The sequence below is a fragment of the uncultured Meiothermus sp. genome, assembly GCF_937863175.1.
Lineage (GTDB): Bacteria > Deinococcota > Deinococci > Deinococcales > Thermaceae > Meiothermus.
Genome location: NZ_CALMCQ010000076.1, coordinates 1 through 7,952, shown reverse-complemented (window position 1 = coordinate 7,952; position 7,952 = coordinate 1). Strand labels below are relative to the sequence as shown.

8 protein-coding genes are annotated in these 7,952 nt (G+C 61.9%); 3 read left to right on the top strand and 5 right to left on the bottom strand.

Going from position 1 to position 7,952, the window contains the following annotated elements:
- Positions 1–346: 346 nt before the first annotated feature.
- Positions 347–1,531, top strand: coding sequence for a M28 family peptidase (locus tag Q0288_RS03040; protein WP_299426985.1), 1,185 nt, complete (start codon positions 347–349; stop codon positions 1,529–1,531).
- On the opposite strand, the gene Q0288_RS03035 is transcribed toward Q0288_RS03040, so the two are convergent.
- Both Q0288_RS03035 and Q0288_RS03030 read right to left on the bottom strand, forming a co-directional pair.
- Positions 1,528–3,174 carry a formate--tetrahydrofolate ligase gene (locus Q0288_RS03035; protein WP_299426988.1) on the bottom strand — a complete coding sequence of 549 codons (1,647 nt, stop codon included), beginning with the start codon at positions 3,172–3,174 and terminating at the stop codon, positions 1,528–1,530. The two genes, Q0288_RS03040 and Q0288_RS03035, sit on opposite strands and share 4 nt — an antisense overlap.
- 132 nt (positions 3,175–3,306) lie before the next feature.
- Positions 3,307–4,221, bottom strand: coding sequence for a threonine/serine dehydratase (locus Q0288_RS03030; protein ID WP_299426982.1), 915 nt, complete (start codon positions 4,219–4,221; stop codon positions 3,307–3,309).
- Between the two features lie 95 nt (positions 4,222–4,316).
- Between Q0288_RS03030 and Q0288_RS03025 the strand changes: the two genes are divergently transcribed.
- Positions 4,317–4,784 (top strand): hypothetical protein, encoded by a 468-nt coding sequence (locus tag Q0288_RS03025; protein ID WP_299426979.1) that lies wholly within the window; start codon positions 4,317–4,319, stop codon positions 4,782–4,784.
- 23 nt (positions 4,785–4,807) lie between these two features.
- A complete protein-coding gene (gene mtaB, locus Q0288_RS03020; protein ID WP_299426976.1) occupies positions 4,808–6,127 on the top strand; it encodes a tRNA (N(6)-L-threonylcarbamoyladenosine(37)-C(2))-methylthiotransferase MtaB in 1,320 nt (439 codons plus the stop codon).
- Positions 6,128–6,372: 245 nt separating this feature from the next.
- Here the strand turns inward: mtaB and Q0288_RS03015 are convergent, their stop codons facing one another.
- The 3 genes from Q0288_RS03015 to Q0288_RS03005 are packed head-to-tail and all read right to left on the bottom strand — an operon-like array spanning position 6,373 to position 7,828.
- Entirely contained in the window at positions 6,373–6,747 is a 375-nt protein-coding gene (locus tag Q0288_RS03015; protein ID WP_299426973.1) for a hypothetical protein, read from the bottom strand.
- Positions 6,747–7,100: a hypothetical protein gene (locus Q0288_RS03010; protein ID WP_299426970.1), complete on the bottom strand. Its 354-nt coding sequence runs from the start codon at positions 7,098–7,100 to the stop codon at positions 6,747–6,749. Before Q0288_RS03010 ends, Q0288_RS03015 begins: the two co-directional genes overlap by 1 nt.
- Before the next feature lie 29 nt (positions 7,101–7,129).
- Positions 7,130–7,828 (bottom strand): DNA alkylation repair protein, encoded by a 699-nt coding sequence (locus tag Q0288_RS03005; RefSeq protein WP_299426968.1) that lies wholly within the window; start codon positions 7,826–7,828, stop codon positions 7,130–7,132.
- Positions 7,829–7,952 lie beyond the last annotated feature (124 nt).

Genomic DNA, 7,952 nt, shown 5'->3' with positions numbered 1-7,952 from the left:
GAAAATCAACCAAAAGCTCTCTTAGCTTATGGTCTCACTTTAGGGGCGCACTACATTGCATTCCCTTCGCTATTTTTTTTCAGCCGTCCCCAGTGACAAAAAAATAAGCCCTGTACAGCATTTTTACCCAGGGAAGACTCTTGTTTTTTTTGAGAACCGCCTCCGGGTCGCCTCAGGGTTTATGAATTGGAAGGCCTTCTATGGCAACCGTCCTGAGCGTTGCCGACGGGTCAAACCTCCGCTTCGCCACCCTGCTGGCCGGAATCACGTGTTGGCGGGGTTGGGCGGGTCATGATTCTCAGTCCGAATCCCATTCAACTCATGGACTGGATGGCAAGCTTTGGACATGAGCCAGTTCCCAGCCTCCCGGTTTCTCACAAAAGCCTTGCTGTCGGCGGTTTTTTTGCTGCTGGCCTGGGCCGGTGCTTTTTCCACCGAGCGCATGCAGTCCGACCTGCAGGCCTTGCAGGCCCAGGGGCCACGGGTGGCGGGCACCCCTGCGCTCACGGCAGCAGGGGAGTACCTGGCGGCGGAACTGCGCAAGGTGGGCTATACGGTGGACTTCCAGCCCTTCACCTACAGCCGCACCCGCGACCTGGGCTCATCCTTGCAGGTGGGGGATACCACCCTCCAGGTCAGCAGCATAGCGGGCAGCCCTGGCCAGCGGGTGGAAGGGCCGCTGGCAGTGGTTCCGGGGGCGGGGCTGGCGGCAGATATTGCCACCCTGAACCTGCAAGGAACCATTGCAGTGGTGCGCCGGGGTGGGATTCCGGGCCTCGAGAAAGCCCGACTGGCGGCAGGTCGCGGGGCAGTGGGAATCATCCTCGTGACCGAAGAACCCAGCGGAACCCGCTTCACCTTTGGCGGTAGTAGCCCCATTCCGGGCGTGACCCTCTCGCGCAGCGATGGCGACGCACTGTTCAACCAGACGGGAACCCGCGCTGTGCTGGATGCGCGCATTGTGACCGAGGAAGTACAGGGGCGCAATGTGATGGCCCGGCGGGGCAGTGCCAGCCCGCTGGCTATCGTGGGTGGGCACTACGACTCGGTGCCGGGTAGTCCGGGAGCCAACGATAATGCTTCGGGCACCGTGACGGTGCTCGAGCTGGCCCGTCAACTCGCCAGCTCGCCCATCTCCGAGCACACCTGGTTTATCTTCTTCGATGGCGAAGAGGATGGGCTGTGGGGTTCGCGCAGGTTTGTCGAGCAAAACCTCGAGCTTGTGCGCGGCCTCAAGGCCATGCTCAACCTGGACATGGTGGGCGTGGATGTGAATGGCTCCCTGGGTATTGGCGGGAGCGGCGAACTGCGGGCGCTGGCGGACTGCAACGCCCTCCAGGTAGCCTGCGGCAGCGCTCCGGGCGGGGGCAGCGACCATGTGCCCTTTGCCCAGGCCGGGGTTCCGGTGCTCTTCTTTTTCCGGGGCCTCGACCCCAACTACCACCTTCCCACCGATACCGCTGCCGACCCCCGGCTCCTGTCCCAGACCGGGCAGGTGGTACGGAGCATTCTCGAGCGGCTGCTGCGCTAGAACAAGCCGGTAATCCGCCCTTCTCGATCCAGCCCAATTTTGAGTGCGGAAGGCTCTTTGGGTAGCCCCGGCATGGTCATGACCTCGCCCATGTAGGCCACCACAAAGCCCGCCCCACACTTGGGCTTGAGGTCAGTCACAGTCACGCTAAAGCCCTCTGGGCGGCCCCGCAGTCGGGGGTTGTCGGTAAGGGAGTTGGCGGTCTTGGCGATGATTACCGGCAGGCTGCCCCAGCCCTCCTTTTCCAGCCGCTTGAGGGCTTTGCGGGCTTCCTGGGTGTACTCGACCCTGGCTGCGCCGTAGACCTTGCTGGCAAGGGTTGCGACTTTGCTTTCCAGGGGTTGCTCGAGCTCGTATACAAACTTCATCTGGCCGGGGTTTTGTGCCGCATCGAGCACCATCTGCGCTAGCTCGAGGCCCCCTGCCCCCCCTTTGGCGTGGAGTTCGGTAAAGGAAATTTGTACCCTTTGTTCGGCGGCAAACGCCCGCAGCAGCCCGAGCTCCTCCTGTCCATCGGTGGGAAAGCGATTGAAAGCCAGCACTGGCTCGAAGCCAAAGAGCCGCACATTCTCGATATGCCTGGCCAGATTGGGCAGCCCCTTGCGCACCGCCTCGAGGTTGGGCTGGGCGTAGTCGTCCTGCCCTCCGTGGAAGCGCAGGGCCCGCATGGTTGCGACCAGCACCACCGCCTGGGGCGCAAACCCCGCTTTGCGACAGACCAGGTGGATGTATTTTTCGGCTCCCAGATCGGAGCCAAACCCCGCCTCGGTTACCACATAATCGGCATAACCCAGGGCCATACGGGTGGCCATTACCGAGTTGGTGCCGTGGGCGATATTGCCAAACGGCCCCATGTGTACGAAGGCTGGCTGGTGCTCGAGGGTCTGCACCAGGTTGGGATAGAAGGCCTGCCTGAGCAGCGCGGTCATGGCCCCGGCAGCGCCCAGGTCGCGGGCGAACACCTGCTGGCCGGACTGGGTATAGCCGATGCGAATCTTTCCCAGGCGTTCCTGCAGGTCGCCCAGATCCGAGGCCAGGCTCATGATGGCCATCACCTCGCTGGCTACGGTAATCTCGAAGCCAGCCTCGCGGGGCACCCCCTGGCTGGGGCCGCCCAGTCCCACCACTACCTGTCGCAGGGCCCGGTCGTTCATGTCCAGGGCCCGCTTGACCTCAATGCGACGGGCATCCAGCCCCAGGGCGTTGCCCTGGTGAAGGTGATTGTCCAGCATTGCCGAGAGCAGGTTGACTGCACTGGTGACAGCGTGGAAGTCGCCGGTGAAGTGCAGATTGATTTCCTCCATGGGCAGCACCTGGGCATAGCCCCCCCCAGCAGCCCCTCCTTTGATGCCAAAGACCGGCCCCAGCGAAGGCTCCCGAATGGCTACTGCCGCTTTTTTCCCCAGCCTACCCAGGGCCTGGGTCAGTCCAATCGCTACCGTGGTCTTGCCCTCTCCGGCCGGGGTGGGGGTCATGGCTGTGACCAGGATAAGCTTCCCCTTTGGACTTCGCGGCGGGGCGGTTACCTTGGCCATATGCGGGCCATAATGGAACAACTCCTGGGGAGCAATTCCTAGGCTCCTGGCTACTTCTTCGATGGGTTTTGGTCTGGACTGTCGGGCAATCTCGAGGTCGTTTGGCATCGGTATGGTTGTGGTGTCCATGCCTGTAGGCTACCTCTGAATTGCCGCGATAAAAGTCCCTAGAAAGAGCCTAGAGCTGATTTCGGGGCATTTCTAAAGCAGCAAGCCTTTGCTACCGGCTATCCGCATTCCTCACGGCAGCCAGTTTCCCCCACACACAATGACCGCTACCCGCGTCGGCAGGGTATAGTTCATCAACGCCGGCCCCAGGGCCAGCCCGGCGGTGGGCTCCACCACCTGTTTGAGCCGCTCCATCATCAGCCGCTGGGCTTTCAGGGTCGTCTCGTCCGGCACGGTTACAATGCGGTCTACGTGGTGCTGCATGACCGGGAAGGTTTTCTCGCCCACTACCATCGTGCGCACGCCGTCCGCAACGGTTTTGGGGGCCTGCATCAGCTTGATGCGAACCCCCACCTGCAAGCTCTGCTGGGCATCGTTGGCAGTTTCGGGCTCGACCCCGATCACCTCGCACTCGGGCCGCAGGGTCTTGATCACGGTGGCGATGCCGGAAATCAGACCCCCACCCCCCACCGAGACCAGCACTGCGTCCAGGTCGGGCACCTGTTCCAACAATTCCAGCGCCTGGGTGCCCTGTCCGGCCATCACCCGCAAGTCGTCGAAAGGATGAATCAGCTCGTAGCCTGTTTCTTCAGCCAGCTTGCGCACCACCTCTTCGCGGTTTTCCACCGTCACCCCCTGGTCGTAGACCTCAGCCCCGTAGGCCCGGGTGGCGGCTTTTTTGGTGGGGGAGGCATCCTCGGGCATCACTACCAGCGCCGGAACCCCGATCACCTGGGCGGCATAGGCGGCTCCCTGGGCGTGGTTTCCAGACGAGACCGCAATGATGCCCCGGGGATTTTGCACCTGGAGCGCTGCGTTGAGCGCACCTCTGGCCTTGAAACTGCCGGTTTTTTGCAGGTGTTCGGCTTTGAAGAAAAGCCGGCGGCCTAACAGGCGGTCCAGTCCCTGGCTGGTGAATACCGGGGTGCGGTGGATGTAGGGGGCAATTCGCCGGGCAGCGGCCTGGATGTGCTCGAGGGTGATCACCTTCCCATGCTATCAGCCTGACCCGTAACGGCCATCCGCGCTTTATGGTGCAAATTTGCTGCTGGATAGACTACCCCTTGTCTACAGTTATGACCATGAGGCCGTTGGTCGAAGCCATCCACTCGCTACGAGCCCATGAGTTGTTGGGGGGCAGATTGGCGGCGCAATCCGAGACCCTCGAACTCTGGATTCACCGCCATGAAGCAGGCTTCGATCTGTACCTCACCAGCCGGGTAAGCGCCGAAAAATTGCATTCGGGGCAACTCTTCCGCAACACTGTGGGCCGCGGTCTGGCCTCGGTGGAAGAACTGCTGGAGGCGATTAGTCACCTGGATGCTTACTACCGGATCAGCATCCAGGAAGTTTTGCATCTGCCGGTCTGGGTTCGCGAAGCCAGACCGGAGTGGATTGAGCGGATTGAGCGTCGGCTGGGCCGCAGCACCCGAACTGACCAGCCAGCCCTCGAGGCCACCCTCGTGAAGCTGGATGGGGATGGGGTTATCGAAGTAGAACCAGACGACCCGGAAGAGGATGTAAAGCACCTGGTCTTGACCGATACTTGACCATAGCCGGGCCTTGGCCCACAATGCCCCTGGTGGAAGGGGTACGGCTGGCGGTCAAAACCCTGGGTTGTAAGGTCAACCAGGTCGAATCGGATGCCCTGGTGGGACTCTTGAAGGCCCTCGAGCCGGTGGTGGTAGCCCCTGAGTCCGGGGCCGACCTGGTGGTGATCAACACCTGCGCCGTCACCACCTCGGCCGAGTCCGATGCCCGCAAGGAAGTGCGCCGGGCCCGCCGGGCCAACCCCCAGGCCTTCATCGTGGTAACGGGCTGCTATGCCGAACTGGCCCCCGACCAGCTAGCCGAACTGGGGGCCGATGCAGTCATACCCAACAACCGCAAGGCCGAACTGCCGGGCCTGATCCTGCAACGCTTTGGCCTGCCTGCCGACCCCCTCACTACCCCGCCGGGCGAGTTCTGGGGCGCGGGCGAGCGGGGCCTGCTCAACAACTACATCCGGGCCTTTGTAAAGGTGCAGGACGGCTGCAACGCCGGCTGCGCCTACTGCATCATTCCCCGTCTGCGCGGGCGTGAACGCCACCGCCAGCAGCGCGATGCCCTTCGGGAAGCAGAGGGCTTGCTGGAAGCGGGTGTGCAGGAGATCGTATTAACCGGCGTGCGACTGGGTTCCTACAAAGGACACCCACGCGGTATTGCCGGGCTGGTGGAGGAGCTGGCCCTGATGGGGGCCAGGGTGCGCCTGTCGTCCCTCGAACCCGAAGACGCTAACCAGGATTTACTGGATGCGATGCGCCGTTTTGCCCCCCAGGTGCGCCCCCACCTGCACCTCAGTTTGCAGACCGGCTCCGACCGTTTGCTGGCCCTGATGGGCCGCCGTTACGATAAAGATCATTACCACCATCTGGTACAGCAAGCCTACGCGCTGGTGCCCGGGTTCGCCCTCACCACCGACGTGATCGCGGGCCTGCCCACCGAGACTGAAGAGGAGCACCAAGAAACCCTGGCCTTCCTCGAGGCGGTGCGCCCCAGCCGCGTCCATGCCTTTACCTACACCCCGCGCCCCAAGACCCGCGCCGCTTCGATGCCGCAGGTGCCCATCGAGGTGCGTAAGCGCCGCAACAGGGAGGTGCAAGCACTTGCAACCCGCCTGGCCGAGGAGCGGGCGCAGTCGAAGCTAGGTGAACAAGTCGAGGTGCTGGTGGAGAGCATACGCCAGGGTAAACTCTACGGCCACACCCCCGACTACTATGAGGCCGAGTTCACCGGACAAGCCCACGTCGGGCAGACGGTCTGGGTAAGGGTACACGGTATAGACCGCTATACCCTGCAGGGCCAGCTTGAATCCATCAAAAAAGAGCCCGCCCGCCTCTTGACGGTGCTTTAGGGTGGCTTATGGAAATATCCCGGGGTTATGCGTGGCCGAAAACTCCATCTGGGAGGCGGTTGGCGCACCTTTGGAGGATAGGGTCGTGCGCGAACCGCACTCCCTGCAAGTTAACCGCGCCAAACTGTACCGTCACCAGACGATTCCAGACCCCTCCCAGTGGGAGAGGGCCGGGATGCAGAGAAAACGCTGCCCTGGCCTGGTATGACTCCTGGTCTTGCTGATCCCAACACTGCCCGCTGATATCAAGGCTGCGCCTTGCGGCGGCTTTCCACAAACCAGCGGATGACAAATCCCAGGCAGATGAATAGGGTGGCAAACTGGGCCATGGTGGCCACAGGGCGTTCTACGTTGCCGCCGCCCACCAGGGTGATGAAATCGGGTACGCTGCCCAGCGAACCCAGCATGCCCAGCACCGCCAGACCCAGAGCAATCTTCATGGCCAAGGGTCTTTGGGCCGGGGTTTTATCGGCCCAGATTCCCATCAAGGCAATGACCAGGCCCAGCGCTCCGGGAATTAAGGCGGTGGGCGTAAAACCAGCCACCATAATTGCCAGGGTCGAGATCAAGATCAAAAACGCCCCCGTCCACAGGGCTCTGGCCGGCAAGCTGCTTCCCATCAGACACTTCCTTTCTGGCGGGCTCGGATAAACGACTGGATGCCGGGAATCAGGAGTGCCAGTCCCAGTCCCAGCATCCCCAGTTGCGAAATTACCGCCAGGTTGAGACCACCCCCCAGCGCCCCGAAAACTCGAGCGCCGCCCAGCACCGCCAGCAAGGACAACAGTATGGCCCCGTGCATGGCGTGGCGGCTGGCGGCTGGGTTTTTGAGCGCTATCCAGCCCAAAGTCGCAATCAAAATACCAAAAAAGCTGGGTATGAGCGCGGTAAGGTGGGCACCGCCAGAGAGCGCATAAGTCAATAGGCCCAGCACGATCATGGCCATCCCGATCTTCAAACTTAGCCGTGGCATGGAATCAGCATAAACAAATCGGTGGTGGCTTACTGTAACTCCGCCGGCGGTTGGCGGTGCTTGAGGGCCTCGCGGATGCTGAGAGGGGAGAGGTGGTCGCGGTGGTTATCCACCAAGGTATACACCGCCTGGGGGTCGGTTTTGGCGTACTCGCGCAGAGCCCAGCCGATGGCTTTGCGGATGAAAAACTCCTGGTCGGCAGCATTGTCAAGGCAGTAGCGGAACAGCCGCTCTGCATCGGTGCGGGCTTTGTAGCCGAGCTGGTGAAGGAGGCTGGTGCGGCGCAGCCAGAAATCGGGGTGGCGGCTCCATGTGTCCATTTCGGCTTTTAGTTCCGGGAAGCGAAGGATCAGCGAACCCACCGGGTGGCTGGCAATCACATCCACTGTGTCCCACCAGGATCTGGTCTGCACCAGCTGCTGCATCAGGGGCAGACTGGCCAGGGTGAGGGCCTTAAGGTTGCCTTTGAGTAGCGCAAGGGCGACGTACTGGAACTCCCGCTCGGGTAGATGCCAAAGAGATAAACAGGCTTGCTCGAGCCATTGTTCATCCACCCTACCTTTGACTTGGGAGGCCAGTGGTTTGACCAGGGCCTCGTAGGCTGGGCGTGGGAGGCCCAGAAAAGGGAATAGATTCTTCATATACTTCGCCATCCCGACCGCCTGCTGGGGGTTGCGGTGGGTTTGCAAGGTTGCTTGCACCCGAGCTACGAATTCACCGGGGCTCATAGACTGGATAATGGCGTGGCCGGGGATGGGGATGATTAAACTATGGGGTAGATTATGCCTTATGGAGAACCCCACGGTTTTTGGCAAGATCATCCGCCGCGAGCTGCCGGCCAGTATCGTGTAC

Excerpts from the sequence above, each read along its gene's own strand:
- Q0288_RS03015 (WP_299426973.1), bottom strand. The coding sequence starts at position 6,747 with ATGGGAAGCAGCTTGCCGGCCAGAGCCCTGTGGACGGGGGCGTTTTTG.
- Q0288_RS03025 (WP_299426979.1), top strand. The coding sequence starts at position 4,317 with ATGAGGCCGTTGGTCGAAGCCATCCACTCGCTACGAGCCCATGAGTTG.
- mtaB (WP_299426976.1), top strand. The coding sequence starts at position 4,808 with ATGCCCCTGGTGGAAGGGGTACGGCTGGCGGTCAAAACCCTGGGTTGT.
- Q0288_RS03005 (WP_299426968.1), bottom strand. The coding sequence starts at position 7,828 with ATGAGCCCCGGTGAATTCGTAGCTCGGGTGCAAGCAACCTTGCAAACC.
- Q0288_RS03010 (WP_299426970.1), bottom strand. The coding sequence starts at position 7,100 with ATGCCACGGCTAAGTTTGAAGATCGGGATGGCCATGATCGTGCTGGGC.
- Q0288_RS03040 (WP_299426985.1), top strand. The coding sequence starts at position 347 with ATGAGCCAGTTCCCAGCCTCCCGGTTTCTCACAAAAGCCTTGCTGTCG.
- Q0288_RS03035 (WP_299426988.1), bottom strand. The coding sequence starts at position 3,174 with ATGCCAAACGACCTCGAGATTGCCCGACAGTCCAGACCAAAACCCATC.